4 protein-coding genes are annotated in these 21,516 nt (G+C 70.5%); all 4 read left to right on the forward strand.

What is annotated here, in order from left to right; genetic code table 11:
* Positions 1–7 precede the first annotated feature (7 nt).
* Genes ABD848_RS18595 through ABD848_RS18610 form a run of 4 tightly spaced genes read left to right on the forward strand, consistent with a single transcriptional unit; the run spans position 8 to position 21,507 of the window.
* Positions 8–13,090, forward strand: coding sequence for an amino acid adenylation domain-containing protein (locus ABD848_RS18595; protein WP_344974009.1), 13,083 nt, complete (start codon positions 8–10; stop codon positions 13,088–13,090).
* A complete protein-coding gene (locus ABD848_RS18600) occupies positions 13,087–20,019 on the forward strand; it encodes a beta-ketoacyl synthase N-terminal-like domain-containing protein (protein ID WP_344974012.1) in 6,933 nt (2,310 codons plus the stop codon). The genes ABD848_RS18595 and ABD848_RS18600 overlap by 4 nt, the downstream gene beginning before the upstream one ends.
* Positions 20,009–20,248, forward strand: a complete 240-nt coding sequence (locus tag ABD848_RS18605) for a phosphopantetheine-binding protein (RefSeq protein ID WP_344974015.1) — start codon at positions 20,009–20,011, stop codon at positions 20,246–20,248. Before ABD848_RS18600 ends, ABD848_RS18605 begins: the two co-directional genes overlap by 11 nt.
* A complete protein-coding gene (locus ABD848_RS18610; protein ID WP_344974018.1) occupies positions 20,245–21,507 on the forward strand; it encodes a beta-ketoacyl synthase N-terminal-like domain-containing protein in 1,263 nt (420 codons plus the stop codon). The genes ABD848_RS18605 and ABD848_RS18610 overlap by 4 nt, the downstream gene beginning before the upstream one ends.
* The last annotated feature ends 9 nt before the right edge of the window (positions 21,508–21,516 follow it).

The raw sequence follows: 21,516 nt of genomic DNA on the forward strand, positions 1-21,516 counted from the left end.
GATTCGGATGAGGAGCCTTGTCGTTCCGCAACTCGGTGAAGGCATCGTCGAGGTGCGGATCGTTCGCCTGCTGAAGGACCCCGGGGACCGGGTCGCCAAAGACGAAGTCATCTACGAGATGGAGCACGATAAGGCAGCCGTGGAGATCGAGTCTCCGGCTGACGGCGTGCTTCGGGAATGGGTGGTCAGCGAGGGGGACGACGTTGCCGTCGGGGACCCCGTGGCGGTGCTCGACCCCGTGGGGGAGCAGCCCAGGATTCCCCCGAAGACTCGCCGGCTCGCTCAGGAGCTCGGTATCGACCGGGAGGAACTGGAGACGATCCCCGCTGCGGGGCGTGTCCTGCTGCCCCAGGACGTGCAGTCCTATGCGGCACGGCGGGAGAGCGACGGGGAAGATGAGGCGGAGGCGGCGCAAGAGGAGGCGGCGCAAGCAGCCGAAGAGACCGAGCCGGAGGTCCACCTCAGCCCGCGCCAGCTGGAGTTGAACCGTGCCATGCGCGGTGCGTCTGGGCAGACGGTCCCGGCGACCGTCGCGATGCCGCTCGACGCCGAGCTGCTCGATCGGGCCGTGGCGCAGGCGGAGAGCGAAGCGGCCACGCCGTTCCAGGAGTTCGCCCGCCGGGTCGCTCGAGTCGCCGCCGACCATCCCCGCCTGCGCTGGTACCGGATCGACGACGAGCGCGTCCGAGTACACGAGCGCGTGAATCTCGGTATCGCGGTGGCAGCCGAGGGCGGCGACCTCACCGTCGCCGCTGTCACCGGGGCCGACCAGCTCTCCGAGAACGGCTTCGCCCAGCAGTACGCTCAAGCCGTCGAAGAGGCCAGGGAAGGCCGCTCCCAGGCTGACGGATCAGTCTCGCTCATCGTGTCCCATCTGGGGGAGGACGCGGTGACCTTCGCCGTTCCCGTCGTCGTGCCACCGGCCGTCGCCACACTGTTTCTCGGCGCGCGTGACAACGACGTCCGGCAGATGGTCCTCTCGTTTGACCATTCGCTGGTTAACGGTGAGGATGCGGCGCGCTTCCTCGCCGCGATCAGGGATTCGTTCACTCCGGCGCGCCCCGCTGCGGCCGCTCCCGCCGTCGGCGATCCGCTCACCCGTGTCCTCGATGCCGCGGGGCGGGTTCTCGGCCACACCGTCGACCCCGATCGCCCCCTCGGCGAGCAGGGGATGGATTCGGCGGCAGCGATGCGCCTGGTCGGCGCGATCAGCGACGCGCTCGACACGGAGGTTCCCGTCTCCGCGCTATGGCGCCACCCTCGGCTTCGCGAACTGGTCGCCGAGATACACGCCGCCCCGTCGCAAGCCTCGACCGCCCCCACCTCCGGTCGGGACGGCGACGACGTCGCGATCGTAGGAGTGTCGTGCACGGTCCCCGGCGCCGACGACGTCGAGGCCTACTGGCGCCTGCTGGAACGCGGGGAATGCAGGATCACCGACGTGCCGCCCCCGCGCGCCGCAGAGCTCGGCTCCGGCTTCCGGGCCGCACTCCTGGAACGGATCGATCAGTTCGACGCCGAGTTCTTCGGCGTCACCCCCCGTCAAGCCGCGGCCATGGACCCGCAACAGCGGATGCTGCTGGAGCTGAGCCGCCACGCCCTCGAGCATGCGGGGGTGGAACCGGAGACGCTTTCCGGAACCGACGTCGGTGTTTTCGTCGCCGCATGCAGCTACGACTACCGGGAACGGGTGGTGGCCCAGGGAACGGCCGACGGTTACGCGACCACCGGAACCTTCCCAGCCTTCCTCGCCAACCGCGTCTCTCACTTCTACGACTTCACCGGTCCCAGCATCACCGTCGACACGGCATGTTCCGGGGCGTTGACCGCGGTCGCGACCGCGGTCGCGGCGCTGCGCGCAGGCGACTGCACTACGGCGCTGGTCGGATCGGCCAATCTGTTGAGCAGTGGTTTCAATACCGCCGCCTTCCAACAGGCAGGCATGCTCTCCCCGCAAGGACACAGCCGGGTGTTCGACACGGCGGCCGACGGCTTCGTCCGAGGCGAAGGAGCGGGGTGGGTCGTGCTCAAACCGCTACGGCAGGCCCAAGCGGATGGCGATCCCGTGCTCGCCGTGCTGCGCGGCGTTGCGGTCAACCACGGCGGTCGCGCCGCAAGCCTCACCTCCCCCAATCCCGCGGCCCAGACCCGGCTGATCCGGCGTGCGCTCGACCAGGCCGGAGTCGACGCCGCCTCCCTCGGCTACCTCGAGGCCCACGGCACCGGAACCGCGTTGGGTGACCCCATTGAGATCGACGGCATTCTCGGTGCGCTCGCGGCCGACAACGGCGAAATGCCGCAGCGGGCGCAGGGACCCGAGGGGCGATTGTGGGTCGGCTCGGTCAAGTCCAACATCGGACACCTCGAGGGCGCTTCCGGACTGATCGGTCTCATCAAGGTGGTCCTGTCGCTGCACCATGGGGCCATTCCGGCAAGCCTTGGGTTCACCCAGCTCAACAGCGAGATCGACCTGGACGGGACTCCCGTCGCGATCGCCGACCGCACGATCGCGTGGCCTGCCTCCGACCGCCCGCGGGTGGCCGCCGTGAGCGCCTTCGGGTTCGGAGGGTCCAACGCCCACGCCGTCCTCCAGGAGCCTCCCGCGTCCTCACCCGGGCGCCGGTCCCTGCCGCTGTACCGGTTCCGTCGCGACTCCTTCTGGCTGACCTCAAACGACCGGAGGCTGATCGATCCGGGCCACCCGCTAGCCGACCACGCTGTAGCCGGCACGACGGTGCTCGCCGGAGCCTGCCTCGTCGAGTCCCTGAGCTCGGGAAACCCCCTCACCCTTCGCCGACTTCGGTTTCTGGAGCCGGTGCACGTGGACCGCTTCGGTGCTCCCGTAGAGCTGACAACGGTCTCGGAGGGCGAGGAGCGCTCGGTACTCGCCGCAGGGACGACATGCGCCACCGCGCATTCAGCGGCCTTCGAACCTCTCGAGCCCCCGGAGCTGACACAACCGCAGGGAGGCGAACCGGTCGACCTCTACGATCTCCTGTCCGGGCGCGGCATTGAGGTCGGCCCGGTCTACCGGCTGGTGAACGGTCTACAGCGAGCCGGCGGGAGCGCCCGAGCCGGTGTGACCGCGCCCGAGAGCCCCGATGCCTATACGCGCCGCGTCGCTTGGCTCGACGCGGTCTTGCAGACCTCCCATGCCGTCGTCGACGGCTCGGCTCCCTACGTCGCCGCGGGCGCCGACGAGCTGACCTGGAACGGTTCGGCGCCCGACGCCGAGGTGCGGGTGCGACGAGTCGACAGCGGGGCCACGCACCCCGTGGTGGACATCGACGTTACGGGCACGCTGCGGGTACGCGGCCTGCGGCTGGCCCCGGCCGGCCCTGAGCGACACGAAACGCCGGAGCCGGAAGGCGCGGCGTCCCCTCGGATGTTGGTGCCGCGTTGGATTCCCGAACCCCCGCCTCCCGCGCCCGCGGTCGGACGCGGCCTGCTCATGGTGCACGACACGGCATCCGCTGCCATGGCGACGCGTCGGGAACGTGTCCACATCGCCGATCCACAACTCTCGGAGTCGGTGTCACAGGCGTGTTCGCAGGGCGCTGTCGACCTCTGGCTGCTGGTCGGCGGAGCGAGTTGGACTGAGGACGACGCGGGGATCGCCCAGCTGCGCGCATGGATGTCCGCACTCGTCACGGTGGCCCAGGCGCTCGCACACAGCGGCACCACCGCGACCGTACGGCTGGTCACCACGGGCCTTGCCTCCCCGCAAGGAGGTGCCCCCCAACCCGGGGCGACGCTTCAGGGAGCACTGCTGGGGGCCCTGCGCAGCCTCCCCCGGGAGCTTCCGTCGGTGACGGTATGCGCCGTCGACCTCCCCGACCTCGAAGCCGACGCGACGGTGGCAGCCGAGGAACCGTGCGGCACCGCGGCCCCGCTCGTCGCTCGGCACGACCGGCGTTGGCGCCAGACGCTCGTGGCCGAACCGATCCGCTCCGAGGCCCGCGCGTTCCGTCCGGGCGGCCGCTACGTCATTTTCGGCGGCGCCGGAGGGATCGGTTCCGAGATAGCCAACCACCTGGCCACGAACTACGGTGCGGACCTGCTTCTGGTCGGCCGGTCCTCCCCTGACGAGCGGATCGCCGGCCTGCTGCGTGACATCAACGGAGCCGGGGGCCGGGCCGCCTACCGCGTGGCCGATCTGACCGACTCAGGCGAGCCCGCCAAAGCGCTCGACGAGTGCCGGGAGACTTTCGGGGACCCCGATGGAGTCGTCCACGCCATTGGCTCCGTCAGCGCGGCGCTGGTCGGCGACCTCACGGCCTCGGACCTCGACGCCGTGCTCGCCACCAAGGTTTCCGCTGTTGTCGAACTGCGCCGGCTCGTGGGCGACCGGCTGCTTGTCCTCTCGTCCTCGGTGGCGGGGCTGTTCGGCAGCCAGGGCGGACTCAACTACGCCGCGGCCAACGGTTTCCTCGGCCACTACGCGGCGGCCGTCGACGGGGCGCCCGCGACCGTGCGCGCGATCGACTGGGGGCTGTGGCGGGACACCGGGCTGGCGAGGAAGTATGCGGGACACGTTCTGGCCAGCTACGAAGGGCTGAGCGACTTCGAGCCGGCCCAGGGTGTGGCGGCTTTGGAGACGGCCGTGGCGGGGTCGGCCCCTCACGTCAGCGTGCTCGCCGGCGAGCCCTCGGCGCTGGCCCCCCACACCGGCGCGGATACGGCGCACCGGCTGGAGGAGTACGCCCGCTCCGCGGTGCACGAGCTGATGACTCGGCTCGGGCCGATCGACCCCTCGGCCGGAGTCGACGACGCAGCCGAGCGGCTCGGTGTCGTAGCCGAGCACCGCCGGCTGCTGGCCGCCATACTCGACCTGCTCGCCACCGCGCCGAGTACGGAACCGCCGGCCCACCAGCGGCGCCGGCTGCTGGCCGACTACCCGGATCTGGCCGGCCACGTCGAGCTGCTCGACCGCGTACTCGACGCCTATGGGGCGATTCTTCGCGGAACATGCCGCGCCACCGACGTGCTGTTCCCAGACGGCGACTTTTCCCTGGTCTCGGCGGTCTATCGGGACAATCGACTGTTCGACCCCGCCAATGAGGCCATGGCGGTGGCCGCCGCTGCCGAGACCGCGAAGATCGCCGAGACCGGCCGGCGCCCTCGGGTACTGGAGATCGGCGCCGGGGTCGGCGGAACCACCGAACGTGTGCGCCGTGCGTTGCCGGCGGATGTCGACTACGTCTACACCGACCTGTCGCCGGCGTTTTTGCACCATGGTCAGCGCCGTTTCGGCGACGCGATCGACACGGCGCTGCTCGACATCGAAAAGGACCCGCTTACCCAGGGGTTCGAGGCCGCTTCGTTCGATCTCGTGCTGGCCAGCAACGTCGTACACGCCACCCGCGACGTCAAAGAGACGCTGGAGCACATCGGAGAGGTGACCGTGCCGGGGGGTCGGGTGTTGCTCGCCGAGATGGTGGCTCCCGCCGCTGTCTACACCCTCATCTTCGGCGTGACCGAAGGGTGGTGGCGCCACACCGATACCGAACGCCGTATCCCGCACAGTCCGCTGCTGGACACCTCCGCCTGGCGTCGCCTCTTGACCGACATCGGCTGGACGCTCGACGTGGCGGATGACACGGCCCGCCCCGGCGGCGTCGCCGTACTCGACTGCACGGTGCCCTCGCCCGCCGGCACGCGCCCCCCGGACTCGCAGCGCGCGCCGATCCTCGGTGAGATCCGCGACCTCGTCCGCGAACTCACCAGAAACCCCGACGCCGCCGTGCCCGGCGACGCGACGTGGCAGGAACTCGGCGTGGACTCGCTGCTCAACGGCGAGCTGGTCGCCGCGCTCTCGCGACGGTTCATGCCGTTGCCCTCGACCGCCCTTTTCGAACACGCGACTCCCGAAGCCCTGGCACACCACCTGGCGGCAAACCTTGGCACCGCACCGGCTGCGGAGGAAGCCCCGCTCCAAGAGCCGGCCGCTGATCCGGTGCGCGCCCCCCGGGAGCCGACCCGTGGGGCCACGGAGGACCCCGCCCCCGCGCAGAGCCGGGACGCGCCGGTCGCCGTGGTGGGGCTCGCCGGTCGTTACCCCGGGGCCGCCGACGTTGACGAGTTCTGGGAACTGTTGCGGACGGGCCGGTCCCCGGCGACCGAAGTGCCCGCGGATCGGTGGGACTGGCGGGTGGCGCGCGTGCTGGGAGGCGGCTATGCCCGATGGGGATGCTTCCTGGACGACTGGAACGGCTTCGACGCAGAGCTCTTCCGGATCTCCCCCCGAGAGGCGGCCGGTATGGACCCGCAGGAGCGCTTGTTCCTGGAGGTTGCCTGGGAGGGGTTCGAGACGGCGGGTTATCCGCGTTCTGCGGTGGCCGGCCGTCGAGTGGGGGTGTTCGCGGGAGTCACCGCTACGACCCACCTGCTGGCCGGGCGCGACGCACGCGCTTCGGGCGCGGACAATCAGGAGTACGCGGTCACGGCGTTGGCCTCGGTGGCCAACCGCGTCTCGCACACGTTCGACCTGAGCGGGCCGAGCATGACCGTCGACACAATGTGCTCGTCGTCACTGAGCGCCCTCCATCTTGCCTGCCGCTCGCTCGTCGACGGCGACGCCGAGATGGCGCTCGCCGGAGGCGTCAACCTCTACCTGCACCCTGACCGCCTCGCGGGGCTGTGCGCCCTGGGCATGCCCTCCCGTGGCGACCGAACACGGGCGTTCGGCGCGGGCGCAGACGGGTTCGTCCCGGGGGAGGGCGTCGGTGTGGTTGTGCTCAAACGGTTGGCGGACGCGCAGGCCGATGGCGACACCGTCTACGCGGTGATTCGGGGCACCGCCACGAACCACGGCGGCGGCGCCGCAGGCTACACGGTCCCCAACCCCGCAGCGCAGGCCGAACTCGTCGCCGGAACCCTGCAACAGGCCGGCCTTGCCCCCGGCGAGGTCGACTATGTCGAAGCGCACGGCACCGGCACGGAACTGGGTGACCCGATCGAGCTGCGTGCCCTGGCGACCGCCTTCGCGGGAGCCGCCACGGTGCGGGTCGGTTCGGTCAAGTCCAACATCGGCCATGGGGAGGCCGCCGCCGGGATCGCCGGGTTGACCAAGGCGATTCTCCAACTGCACCACGGTGAGTTCGTCCCGACGCTGCATGCCGACCCGGTCAACCCCAAGCTTGAGCTTGACGCCACCCCGCTGCGCATCCAGCACACCGCTGAAGAATGGCCCGCCGGGGACACGCCGCGTCGGGCTGCCGTGAGTTCGTTCGGCGCCGGCGGCGCCAATGCGCACGTCGTCATCGAAGAACCGCCTCGCCAGGAGGAGAAGTCCGCGGGCGGGACGGTCACGATCCCGCTGTCGGCTCCGGACCCGGAACGGCTGGCCCTGACCGCGCAGCGGCTGTTCAACGCGATGGAGGGGCAACGGATCGCGAAGGTGCCAAAGAACCTCGACGATCTCGCCCACACCCTCCACGTGGGCAGGGAGCTTTGGCCCCACCGTGCCACGATCACCTGCGCGACACGAGACGAGCTGGCACAGGCCCTACAGGCCCTGGCCCGCGGCGAAGCCCACCCGTGCCTCGACAGCAGCGACCAGGGCCGGCAGCCGCCCCCTCCCAGCCGGCGGGTCGCCCTACCGACGACCCCCTTCGCGCGACCGGAGCTTCCCGAGCCCGCCAGAGGCAGCGGCTTGCCGCTGGTCGAGGAGGTCCGCGTACCGGCTTCGCGGACCGCTTCCCTGGACCTGTCCTCCTCCCGACTGCTCACCGACCATGTGGTCGACGGTGAGCCGCTGCTTCCGGGAGCGCTGCACCCGGAGCTGGTCTACGAGACCCTGTTGTCGGCTGGAACGTCACCCTACGACGTGAGTATCAGCGGTCTCACCTGGCCAGAGTCGATTGCCGGCACGGGACGGGTCGACGTCCGGCTCAACGAGGAAGGCGATGCGTTCTGGGTCACCGCCTCCGGACGTACCGCGGCGGAGGGGACCGTCTCACCGCGCAAGGACAGCCGGCCGGATCGATACGACGTCGCTGATCTGGAGGCCCGGGAGAGCGACCGCGTCGAGACGGCGGAGTTCTACCGGACGTTCGCGGCGGCGGGTTTCGACTACGGGCCGTCGTTGCAGACCGTACGCGCCGCCTGGCCGTACAAGGACGGCATCGTCGCAAGGTTCGCGCTTTTGGAGGGCGAGGACCCCGACGGTAGGCAGATGCTGCACCCCGCGGTCTTGGACGGAGCCTGCCAGGCGGCGGCCTTCCTGCTCCTGCGCGACCACAGACGCAGTTACCGGCCGCTGTGCATCGAGCGCCTGAACCTCTACCGTCCAGCGACGGGCCAGGGCTATGTCCACGTGCGCAAGGTGGGCGAGCGTGAGTTCGACCTGACCCTCATCGGCGAGGACGGCACAGTCTTGGCCGAGGTGGTCGGCTTCACCGTCCACATTCCCACGGGGACTGAGGCCACGCAGCCACTTCCCGCCTACGGCCTCGAATGGGTGAGCGCACCCTCGCGAACCGTCTCCCACGGACCCGTCGCGGTCCTGGGAGAGGGGCCTGTGGCCCAGGCCGCCTCCGGCGTCGCGCTCACCGAAGCCAGAGACGTCCTCGTCGACTTCACCGATGTGGACGAGGATCTCGCGTTCTGGGCGCAGGAGCCGACCGAGAACACCACGCCCCCGGTCGGCACGGTCTTCGCCACGATGCGCGAGCTGATGCGCGATCGGGCACTCGACGGCACGCGCGTGCATGTCGTGACCGCTGCGGGCACCGATCCGTCGCCGATGCTGCACGGCTTGCACGGCTTGGTCCGCACGATCTCGGGGGAGACCGCGCGTTTCCAGATCCGGCTGGTGACCGTCGACCGCGAACGGCTGGCGCACCCCGCCGCCTTGGTCGACGAGATCGCCGGCGACGCGGATTTCCACGCACCTTCCTGGGTGAGGCTCGGGGGGCCGCGGCGTCGCGTCGCCACCCTCGTGCCGTACGGCTCTGCTCCAGCCTCGGCAGCGCCTCTCGTGGATGAGGGCTGCTACCTGCTGATAGGCGGCCTCGGGGGGTTCGGGCGCGCGGTGGCGGCCGACATCCTCGCCCGCGCGCCTCGCGCCAGGGTGGTGCTCACCGGCAGGTCCGCGCCCGATCCGGCGGCCCTCGACGCGCTGCGCGCCCTCGCCCCCGATGCCACGGTCGAGTACCACGTCTGCGACGCCACGGTCGACGCCCAGGTGCGCGAGCTTTCCCACGCTCTGCCCGAGGTGCGCGGGATCGTCTACCTCGCCGGGGTCCTGCGCGACGGGTTTCTGCGTGCAAAGACCGACGACAGCGTGCGGGCGGTGTGCGACGCCAAGATCCGGGGTGCCGTGACGGTCGACGCGGCGTTTGCGCACCACCGACTCGACTTCTTCGTCCTGGTCTCCTCGCTCGCCGCATTGGCAGGCAACCAGGGGCAGTCCGACTACGCCTTCGCCAACGGCTTCCTCGACGGTTTCGCGGCCGTACGCGCCGGCAAGGTCGCCAGTGGGGCGCGCTCGGGGCACACGCTGTCGGTGGCCATGCCGATCCTGGCCGAAGCGGGGATGAGCCCCGCCCCCGAATCGCTCGACTACCTGGCGACAACCCTTGGACTGACCCCGTTGCCCGCCGCTCGGGCGGCTGCGGAACTGTGGCCCTGGCTGGGTGCCGACTACCGCCGTTCCTACGTCGCCCTCGTCCACGGCGATCGACGGGTGTGGGAGGAGGCACTGGACGTAGCGGAGGCCCAGCCGGCAGACTCGGCGCCTCCGACGCCCGACACCAAAGGCCGCCCCGGTCCCGTGGAGTGGCTGCGGGAGATGGTGGCCCAGGCCCTCGGGGTGCCCGCCGAGCGGCTGGCCCCCGAGCAGGACCTGGCGGAGCAAGGGGTCGACTCGTTGGCGCTGATGCGGCTCAACCGCGCTTTCGAGACCGAGACCGGGCGACGGCTTCCGATGAGCACGCTGCTTGACAGCGCGACCATCGTGGAGCTGGCCGATCGGATCGACGCCGACCATGCCGAGGAGTTCGGCGCTGTCGTGGACGGGCGGGAGCCGGGGCCGGCCGAGCACACCGACGAGAAACCACGAGCACAGGCCCCGGGAGTCCTCCCCGAGCGCCTGATGGGGATCTGGGGAGCGGATCAGGCCGCGGCCCCGGCCGCGCCCTACATGATCACTATGGCGTGGGAGGTGCCGCAGGAGGTGGACACCGCGGCCCTCGCCCGCGCCGTGACCGATCTCGTGAGCCGCCACCCTGTGCTGGGCAGCGTCGTCGCCGCGGTCGACGGCGAGCTGCGGTTCGCCCCCGCCGCGGTCGCGCCACGGCTGGAGGTGCGTCGCATCGACGAAGCGGTGGAGCCGCGGCTGCGTGCCGAGGCCGAGAGACGGTTCCACCTCTCCGAGGAGCCCCCGCTACGTGCGGTGCTGTGGCTGCGTGAGCGAGACTGCCCGGTGCTCCAGCTGGTCACGCATCACCTCGTCGTCGACGGCCGCTCCATGGAGTTGATCCGAGACGACCTGGAAGCGCTCTACGAGGGAGCGGCGCTGCCCGAGACCGCGAGCTTCACAGATGCCCTGGACAGGGAACATGCCGTGCCCGCTGAGCGCATCGCCCGGTGCGAGTCGTTCTGGTCGGCCCGGCTGGCCGACGCCTCGACCGCGGCACTGTTCGCAGAGAACGGAGAAAACGTCGACCCCCACGGCGCGCACCGAGACTACCGACTGCCGCGAGAGCTGTCGGAGTCGGTCAAAGCCACGGCCGCCGCCGCCGGCGTGACCCCCTTCGTGGTGATGCTCGCCGCCTTCTCGCTGGCCGTGGCCAGGTTCACCGGACACCGTTCCTTCCTGGTCTCGGTGCCCACCTACGGCCGCCCCCACGAGAAGTTCGAGGGAACCGTCGGGTGCTTCGTGAATTCGGTGCTGCTGCGTGTCCGCCTGGCCCCAGAACGGCCTGTCGCGGAATGGCTCGCGGAACTTCAGGAGGAGACCTCCGGTGCCCTCGCTCACGCGGACCTGCCGTATCCGCGTATCCAGCGCCACGCCGCCGTGCCGGCGGTGACCTTCGCCTTCCAGAACTGGAGGCGTCGGCCTCACGAGGGCGGACTTCTCGGCGAGACCGTGTACCGCCGCGGCCAGCAGGGGCACTTCGACCTCGGCCTGGAGGTGACCGCCACCGGTGAAGGCATCGACGTCTTGGCCAACCACCGTCCCGCAGCGCTTGACAGCCAGGACGTCGACGTGCTCGTCGACGACCTGCGTCGCATGGCTGTGGAGCTGGGCAGGGGCGGCGCGGCCACGCTCGACGGGCTGCTCGACCCCACCGCGGGCACGCTGGTCGGGCGAGTCCGCGACACGGTCGCCGAGCGTCCCGCCGCCGTCGCGGTCGCGGACGGGCGGCGCCGGCTGACCTACGCCGAACTCGACGAACTGGTGCGGCGGGTGGCCGCTAACGTGAGCGCGGCCGTACCCCCCGGCGACCCCGTGGCCGTGCTGATCGAGCGCGACGCGCGAATGCCCGCTGTCCTCTTGGGCGTACTCGCCGCCGGCAGCCCCTATGTGCCCCTGGACGCGGCCTACCCCCCGCAGCGGCGGCGCATGGTCCTCGAGCAGGCGGGCTGCCCGATCGCGGTGGTGGCCGACGAACACGCCGACTCGATCCCCGAGGGCATCGCCCGGATGCGCGTCGAGGACCTGGTGGCGGAGGCGCCCGTGGCTGGCACGGCGCCGGTCGTGCGCCCCCATGACCTGGCCTATCTGATGTTCACCTCCGGCAGCACCGGCAGACCCAAGGGCGTGGCGGTGACCCACGGCAACGTGGTTCACACCTTGGACGCGATTAGCCGGGTCATCGGCTGGACACACCAAGACCGGCTGCTCGCGGTCACGACGGTCTGTTTCGACATATCGGTACTGGAGATCTTTCTGCCGCTGCTCGGCGGCGGAACCGTGGTCATCGCCGACCGTGCGACCGTCATCGACGCCGGAAGGCTCGCACGGACGCTACAGCGGGAGGAGATCACCGCGATGCAGGCGACCCCTGCGGGCTGGCAACTCCTGGTCGACGGCGGCTGGCAGGGAAAGCCCGACCTGACCGCGCTGTGTGGCGGCGAGGCACTTCCGGACGCTCTCGCGTCGACGCTGATCCCCAAGACCCGGCGGCTGTGGAACGTCTACGGTCCGACCGAGGCGACCATCTGGTCGACGATCGCCGCGATTACCGCGGACGATCCCGTCCACCTGGGCTCCCCCATCGGAGCGACGGATCTGGTCGTCACCGACGAAGGCGAACTGTGGATCGGCGGCCCCGCCGTCGCGCAGGGCTACTGGCGCAGCCCCGAGCTGACCGCCCAGCGCTTCGGCCCCCATCCGACCCGCCCGGAGGCCGGCGGCCGTTACTTCCGCACCGGTGATCTCGTCCGCTACGACGACGCGGGCCGCCTGCTGTTCGTCGGCCGCAGGGACAACCAGGTCAAGGTGCGCGGCCACCGTGTCGAGCCGGGAGAGATCGAGTCGGTGCTGGGCTCCCACCCCGACATCGCGCGCGTGGTCATCGTCCTGACCGGGCACGGCGCCGATGCTCGGCTTGTGGCGGTGGCGCGGCCCAAGGCCGGTGGGGCGCCGTTGACTCTGGCCGCGCTCCGGGAGATCGCAGAGCGGCGGTTGCCGGAATGGATGGTACCCGACCGGCTGGTCGTGGTGGACACGCTGCCGCTCACTCCCAACGGCAAGGTCGACCGGGAGGCGGTGGCCCGACTCGCCAGCGAGCCGCCGGCACCGGCCTCCCCGGTCGCCAGCGCCGCCGCAGTGGACGTGGCAGACACCGTCGCTTCCGCGTGGGCGGAGGTGCTCGGGCTGAGCGACCCGCCGCGGGACCGCTCGTTCTTCGAAGAGGGCGGCAACTCGTTGCTCGTGGGACAGCTCTACGCGCGTCTGGTCGCCACATTCCCCGACATCGCCCTGGAGGCCGCTGACCTCTTCTCCCGCCCCACCGTGGCCGCCCAAGCCGAGCTGATCAACAAACGCCTGGGGACGGCGGCTCCGTCGCGTCCCTCCCACGTCCGGCCCCGATCCCGTCGCGAACTGCGGCGCGCACTTCGACTCGGAGAGACAAGATGAGCACAGATCTCAGCGAGGAAGATCCTAACGCCGTGGCCCTCATCGGCCTGGCATGCAGGTTCGGATCGGCCGGCTCCGCCGAAGAGCTCTGGGAGCTGATGGGACGAGCGCAGAGCACGGTCCGACGCTACTCGTCCGAGGAGCTGCTCGCGCTCGGCCACGACAGGGCCACGCTTGACCGCTCCGGCTTCGTGCCCGCCGGCAGCGCGCTGGCCGACGCCGAAGCCTTCGACGCCGAGTTCTTCGGCTACAGCCCGCAACACGCGGAATGGCTCGACCCCCAGCAGCGCCTCCTGCTCGAAACGTCCTGGCACGCGCTGGAGGACGCTTGCATCGCACCGCGCGGGACCGGCCTGCGCACCGCAGTGTTCACGTCGGTGGGGCAGCCGGCCTCGCCGCCGCTGTCCATCACCGACCTCGACGCGGCCGGGATGGTCCGGTTCTCTTCCACGGACAAGGATTTCGCGGCCACACGTCTGTCCTACAAGCTCGGTCTGGACGGCCCGAGCATGACGGTCCAGACGGCCTGCTCCAGTTCCCTGGTGGGCGTCCACCTCGCGGTGGAGAGCCTGCTCGACGAAGAGTGCGACGCGGCCCTCGTCGGTGGTGCCTCGCTGCATTTCCCGCAGGCGGGATACACCGCGAGCCGCGACATGATTCTCTCGCCGACCGGCGGCTGCCGCCCCTTCGACGACAGCGCTGACGGCACGGTCTTCGGCAACGGCGTGGGGGCGGTGGTGCTGCGCAGACTCGCCGACGCGGTCGCCGACGGTGATCCCGTCCGCGCGGTGATCCGCGGAAGTGCGGTGAACAACGACGGCGCACGCAAGATGGACTTCCACGCGCCCTCCCCCGAGGGTCAGGAGGCCGTGCTGCGGGAAGCTCTGGTCTTGGGAGAGGTCGACCCGTCGACGGTGGGCTACGTCGAAGCCCACGGCACCGGTACGCATATGGGCGACACCGTCGAGTTCTCCGCGTTGGCCCGTGTCTACGGCGGTGACCGCCGGGCGGAGCCCTGCCTGCTGGGCTCGGTCAAGAACACGGTCGGCCACACCAACACCGCAGCGGGAGTCGCGGGCCTGATCCGGGCCGTCCTGTGCCTGGAACACGGCCAGGTGCCCGCTCAACACGACTTCCGCAGCCCTAACAGCCAACTCTCACGAGCCGGCTCCGGGCTCGTGGTCGGTGAGGGCGCGGCCCACTGGCCTGTGACCAGCGGACCGCGCCGCGCCGCGGTCAGTTCGTTCGGCATCGGCGGCACGAACGCACACGTGGTGCTTGAGCAGGCCCCCGAGCCGAAGTCCGCCCCGCAGATGCCGGCCGGACCTCAGATCGTCGCGCTGTCGGCCCGTAGCGTTGAGGCGTTGGAGGAGACGGCGGGCCGGCTCGCCGACGCGCTGGAGCGCTCCCCGCAGGTGCGGCTGGCCGACGTGGCCGCGACCCTGACGCTCGGCCGAGAGCACGAGCGCGAACGCCTCGCTGTCGTCTGTGACGACGTCGCCACCGCCATCGCCCGGCTACGCGACGGCGGCGACCTCGTCCGCGGCACCGTCGACCGGGTCCCTGCGGATGACGGGCCGAAGCCGCAGGGGGGAGAGGACGCCGCCTCCATCGCCCGCTCGTGGGTCGAGGGCCGTGGTCAACTGCCGGAGCCGGCTTCCCAAGCCCGAAGGGTCCGGCTTCCCGGTTATCCGTTCGCCCGCCGGCGGTGGCCGCGGCCCGGCGCCGGCGGAGAGGACCCCCCGCGGCTTTCCGGGATGCTCGACCGCAATGTCTCGACCCTCGAGGCGGTGCGTTTCGAGCGTGTCCTGCTGCCGGAGGAGCCGCTGGTCGCCGACCACGTGGTGGACCAGGAGCCGGTACTGCCCGCGGCGGCCTATGTGGACATGGCGCTGGCCGCCGCGCAGGAGGCGCTTGGCGCACCGGTCACCGGGCTGCGCGACGTCACCATCCACCGTCCGTTGCGCGTGCGGGCGCGTACGCGCCTGCTCGCCGAGGTCGTCTCGGAGAAGCAGGACACGACCGTGCGTGTACGGTCCCAACAGGGAGCGGAGTCGGTCGCGCACATGGAGGCGACGGTAGTGACCGGCGAGCCGGTTTCCGTGCCGACCTTCGAGCCCGACGATCAGGCCCGGTCGATGCCGGTCGAGGACCTTTACCGACGGTTCGCGGCCGGCGGCGTCGAGTACGGTCCTGCTTTCCGGGTACTGGAACGGCTCTCCCGCGGCGCCGACGGCGCGGTTGCCACCGTCGTCGCCGCGGACGCCGGGGACCACCGTGTCTCGCCCTTCCTCCTGGACGGGGTCCTCCAGGCGGTGCTGGGGTGCCTGACCGAGGACGACCTCGACGGCGAGACCTTCGTTCCCTTCGGCGTCGGCCGCATCGATGTGCTCGACGACGTGCCCTCCCGCGCCCATGTGCATGTGCGGCCGGTGAGTTCGCGTGGCGGCGGTCGGCGCGTTCGCGTGTTCGATCTGACCGTGCAGGGGGACGGGGGAGCGGTCGTCCTCCGGTTGAACGGCCTCGCGCTGCGTCCCGTCAGCCGAGCCTCCGCAACCGTGCCCGAAGGTGTGCATCTCTACAGGCCCACGACCGAGGCGCTGGCGCCGGCGGAGGCCGAGGTGACTGCTCCGGTGGTGCTGTACGGGACGGACGCCCAGGCCGCCGCCTGCCGCGATGCTCTCGGCGTGTCCACTGTGGTGCGAGACGTTTCCGAACTGCCGCACGGGGACCGGCGGGCGCCCGTCGTGGTCTGGCCGCTTCCGGAGGAACCCGACCTCAGAGCCCAAGTCGTCGCCGTGTTCCGAATGTTGCGGGATCTGGTGCGCACGCTGTCCCGACGCGGCGGGCGGATCGTGATCCCGTACCCGAAGGGGGCGGCCGCAGGGCCGGGGATCGCGGCGGTGGGCCGCAGCCTTGCCGCTGAGAACCCGCGGGTTTTCGTCACCGCGGTTGAAGTGGCGCCACAACAGGACATGGCGACGACCGTGGCCGGCGCGCTCGCCACCGCCGCCGGCGGCGGCGACGTGCTCAAGAACGGGCGAACCACGGTCTTGTCGCCCCTTCGAATCCGCCCCCGAGCGGGGGGCCGGCCGTTTACCGTCGGGGGGCGTTACTGGATCAACGGGATGGGCCACCTCGCTGAGGCGCTGGCCGCGCACCTGCTCGACCGCTATGGCGCCCATGTCGTGCTGACCGGGCGCTCGCAAGACCAAGGTGAGCGTGGTGCGGTTCTGGAGCGCCTGTCGGCCGCCGGGGGCACCGTCGAGTACCACAGGCTCGACTGCACCGACTCCGAGGCGGTCGGTTCCTTCGCCGCGGGCATCGAGCCCGTCCAGGGGGTGTTTCACTGCGCCGGCGTGCTGCGGGATTCGTTCGTCGCCAACAAGACCCCGGAGACGGCCTGGGAGGTAGTGGCCCCCAAGCTCCTGGGGGCCATGGCTCTGGACGAGGCGACCGCTCACTGGGAACTGGACCACTTCGTCATGTTCTCCTCAGTGTCGGCGCCCCTCGGCAGCCTGGGCCAGGCGGACTACGCCTTCGCCAACGCGGCTATGGACACGTTCGCTCACCAGCGGTCACGACGACGATCCGGCCGCACGCTCTCGATCGCCTGGCCCTACTGGAGCGACGGCGGAATGGGCGGGGACACGGCCGAGGAGATGCTCGGCCGTGTCGGTATGGCCCCTCTTACCACCGGCGACGGCCTGATGACGTTGGAGGCGTTGCTCTCCGGCGAGGATGTTCCGGTCGATCCGGTCGTTCTCGCCGGGGACCGGGAGCGGCTCACCGCCTCGTTTCCCCAACTGCGGACCGACGAGCCCGAGTCCCCCGTCGCGCGGCAGGAACCCACGGCTGGACGGAGCGGCGCAGACCGTGACGCGGTCGTGGGCCACATCGCCGCGGCGGTGGCTGAAGCGGCGAAGATCCCCCTCGATCAGATCGTTCCCGAACGCACCTTCGAGGAGCTCGGCCTCGACTCGTTGCTCGTGGTCCGCACGGTGGAGCTGCTGGAACGCAATTTCGGCCCGTTGGCCAAGACGCTGCTGTTCGAGTTCCAAACCGTCGGGGAGCTGGCCGATCATCTTCTTAGCGAGCACGCTGAGCAAAGCGCCGCTCTCGAGGCCCCGGTCTCGGTGGATACGCCCCCACCTCCCCCGGAGGTGTCCGCCTCCCCGGCGGAGTCGCACCCGGCCCGAGGACAGGACGCCGGGGCGATCGCGATCATAGGTATGGCCGGTCGCTATCCCCAGGGTGAGGATCTCGACGAGTTCTGGCGAATGCTGCTCGAGGGCACAGACTGCGTCACGGAAGTCCCCAGCGAACGGTGGGACGCCGACGCGCTCTACGACCCCGACCGCGAGCGCAGCGACCGCACGTACACCAAGTGGGGTTCGTTCCTCGACGGCGTGACGGACTTCGACGCGCCCCTGTTCAACCTCTCGCCGCGTGAGGCCAGTATCACCGACCCCCAAGCGCGGCTGTTCCTGGAGAACTGCTGGGCCACGCTGGAGGACGCCGGTTACCGGCCAGATGACCTCACCGGCCTCGATGATCCGCTCCACCAGCGTGACGTGGGGGTGTTCGTCGGTGCCATGTACGGCGAGTACCAGTTGCACGAGGCAGAAGAGCGGCTGCGCGGGAATCCGATCCTGGCGAACAGTTCGTACTGGTCGATCGCCAACAGGGTGTCGTACTTCTTTGACTTCCAGGGCCCCAGCGTCGCCGTCGACACCGCCTGCTCGTCTGCGCTCACCGCGATCCAGCTCGCGTGCGAGTCACTGCGGGCCGGCAGCTGCCGGGTCGCAGTCGCCGGTGGTGTCAACGTCCTCATCCACCCCAACAAGTACTTCATGCTCGGTCAGGGGCGTTTCGCCTCCAGCGACGGCCGGTGCCGAAGCTTCGGCGCCGGCGGCGACGGTTATGTTCCCGGCGAGGGCGTCGGGTCGGTCCTTCTCAAGCCGCTGACCGAGGCGATCGCAGCCGGCGATCACATTCACGGCGTCATCCGCGGAAGCGCAGTCAACCACGGCGGGCGCACCAGCGGATACACGGTTCCCAACCCGAAGGCCCAAGCGGACCTGATCACCAAGGCGCTGCGCGATGCCTCCCTCACGGCCGGGGAGCTCGACTACATCGAGGCCCACGGCACCGGGACCGCCCTGGGCGACCCCATCGAGGTCCGCGGTCTCACCTCGGCCTTCGCGCGCGACGAGGTGACACGTGCCGGAAGCGTACCGATCGGCTCGGTGAAGTCGAATCTTGGGCATCTGGAGTCGGCCGCCGGCGTGGTGGCGCTTCACAAGGTCCTGTTGCAGATGCAGCACGCGACCCTGGTCCCCTCGATTCACGCCACCCCGCCGAACCCGGAGATCGACTTCGACGCGACACCCTTCGTGGTGCAGCAGCGGGTCGCCCCCTGGCGGTCGCGAAGCGGCGAGCCCCTACGGGCAGGGATCAGTTCGTTCGGGGCCGGCGGCGCGAACGCCCACCTCGTGGTCGAGCAGGCGCCCGAGCGCGCCCCCCGATCCGGCGCGAGCGCAGGCCCGGTGGTGGTGTTCCTGTCGGCTCGGACCGACAGCGCCCTCGCCGCTTATGCCCAGGCCCTGCACGATCACGTGGCTGAGACGCGGCCCGAACTCGACGACATCGCCTACACCTTCGCTGTGGGCCGGGCGGAGCTCGCCCGGCGCCGCGCCGTCCCGGCCGGGGACCTCGACGAGTTGCTTGAGGGGCTGTCGAAGGTCGCCCACGGAGCGGCCCCCGCCGGCACGGCCGAGACGGCCGACTGGGAGGCCGGTGGAGCCGTCGACAAGGTGGCCGCGTGTGGGGCCGCCGGCCGAGGACGCCGAATCCCCCTCCCCACATATCCGTTCGAGCGGGTTCGGTGCTGGTACGACCTACAGATCGAACACCTGAACAGGAGCGGTGGGGTGAGCGACCCGCCGGCACGTACCCATCTGCGCGATTTCGGCAGGGCCGCACACAGCCAAGACCCCACGCCGGAGGTCGCTGTCCAGGACCACCGTGAAACCAGCGATCCTCCGAAGGGAGAAACCGTGTCCCGGGACCGCAAGATCGCCCTCCGTTCCCTCGCGCCGCCCGAGACGAGCGCGGAGCAAGACCCGCCCACGCCGTCGCGGCCGCCCGTGTCCGGTGCGGTACCCCCCGCAGGGCCTGCGGCCGCGGAGCCGGCTCCGGCCGAGGAAGCTTCGCAATCGCCGCCTTTGCCCCCACACCTCGAACGCGAACTCTCGGAGTTGCTCGCCTCGGTGCTCTACCTCGCGCCGGAGGAGCTCGATCCTCGTTTGACGTTCCAGGACTTGGGGGTGGACTCGATTCTGGGCGTCGAGTTCGTCTCCTTGGTCAACGAGCGCTTCGGCGTCTCGATCAAGGCGACCGTGCTCTACGACCATCCGACGCCTTCGGCCCTGGCCGGTCATGTCGCCGGCCTCCTGCACGAGGGGGAGCAGACGGCGGCCCCACCCTCCGCCCCGGCTGCACCCCTCCAAGAGGCGTCGGCACCGGCTGCGCCGACCTCGGGGCAGCGCACCTCGGAGGTTTTCGACGTGCTGCGGGCGCGGCTCGCCGACGTGCTCTACAGCTCCGAAGCCGATCTCGGTGAAGACCAACCGTTCAGCGAACTCGGGCTCGACTCGGTGCTCGGCGTGGAGTTCACGAGGTTCATCAACAGCACCTACGGCCTTGAGCTGAAGGCCGACGTCCTCTACGACCATCCAAACCTCCGCGCACTGTCACGACATGTCGGTGAGCTCCTCACCCCGTCTGCTTCCTCCGACGCGGAATCTGCTCCGCCCTCCGACACGGACACGGTTCTCGCGGCGGTGCGTGACAACAAGCTGACGGTCGACCAGGCCCTCGGCATGCTCCAGGCGCTCTCAGCAAAGGAGTGGGAACGTGACCGATGACGAGATCTTCGAGACGGTGCGCCGCCACATCGGCGATGTCCTTCCCCTCGTCGAGACCGACGCGATCCGCATCGACCAGAGCATGCGGGAGTTGGGGGCCAACTCGATCGACCGGATGGATGTGGTCATAGGGGTGCAGGACGAACTGGGGATCGCCATACCCAGCGACCACCTCGCGGGAGTACACGACATCCGTTCGCTCGTGGACGTGCTCCGGGAGCACCTGTGAGGCCGAGAGATGGTGCGCGCCGGCGACCTGACCACGAGCGTGTCCTGGTCACCTCAGCCTCCGTCCTGAGTCCCCTCGCCGAGGAGCTGGACGGTTTCACCGAGGCCCTGCTCCAGGGGCGCAGCGGGGTGTGCCTGGCCGAGGAGAAAACGCCCGCCGCCTGGCTCCACGGGTTCACTCTCGACGGATGGTGCGCCCGCAACCTGGCGGACGACCCCGCCGGGGCCACGGGACTGCGCGCCACCGCGGGGCGGGCCGCCCCGCCCGCGCAGACCGCCGCCTGCGTCGCCGTTCAGGCGCTGAGAGCCGCCGGACTGACCGCAGGCCCCCGCACCGGCGTTCTCGTCGCCGGCAGCAACCTTGCGCTTGACCACCAGGCTCGCACGGTACGCGGATTCCAGCGCAGACCCGGTGCGCTCCGTGCCTCCTACGCGCTGACCCACCTGGATATCGACACTGTGGGCACGGTCAGCGAGGTCACCGGCGCCTGCGCGGAGGGATGGACGGTCGGCGGCGGCTCTGCCAGCGGCTCCCTCGCTGTTATCCAGGCAGCCCGAATGCTGGCGTCGGGCTGGGTGGACCACTGTCTTGTGGTCGCACCCATGGCAGAGCTGTCCGATACCGAGCGAGAGGCGTTCCGGCGTGCCGGTGCGATGTCCTCCGGCGATGGTTCCCGGGCTCCGCACGAGGTCTGCCGGCCCTTCGACGCCGACCGCTCCGGCTTCGTCTACGGCCAGGCCGCGGCGGCGCTGGTGATGGAGCGCGCCGATACGGCGCGCGGTCGCGACGCTCCCGTACTGGCCGAGGTCCTCGGGTGCGGACAGCGCCTCGACGCCAAACGCGGTACCGAGCCCTCCAGCACGGGACAGGTCGCCGCCATCCGCGCCGCGCTCGCCGATGCCGGCTGTGCACCGGAGGAGGTGGACTACATCAACGCGCACGCGACCGGATCGGTGCTGGGCGACGAGATCGAGGCCCAGTCGCTGCGAACCGTCTTCGGCACCGCGACTCCACCGGTCAATTCGACAAAACCGCTGGTGGGCCACTGCCTTTCGGCCGCTGGGGCGGTGGAGATCGTCGCAACCATGGCCCAGATGCGCGCCGGAGCCTGCCACCCCAACCCCAACCTTGACAGCCCGATCGACGATCGGCTCGGACTCGTCGGTCGTACGGCAGTGGAGCACCGCATCCGTACCGCGTTGTCGTCCAGCTTCGCGTTCGGTGGAATCAACGCTTCGGTCCTCATACGGGCCGCCTAACCCCCAAGG

The organism is Salinactinospora qingdaonensis, assembly GCF_039539445.1.
Lineage (GTDB): Bacteria > Actinomycetota > Actinomycetes > Streptosporangiales > Streptosporangiaceae > Salinactinospora > Salinactinospora qingdaonensis.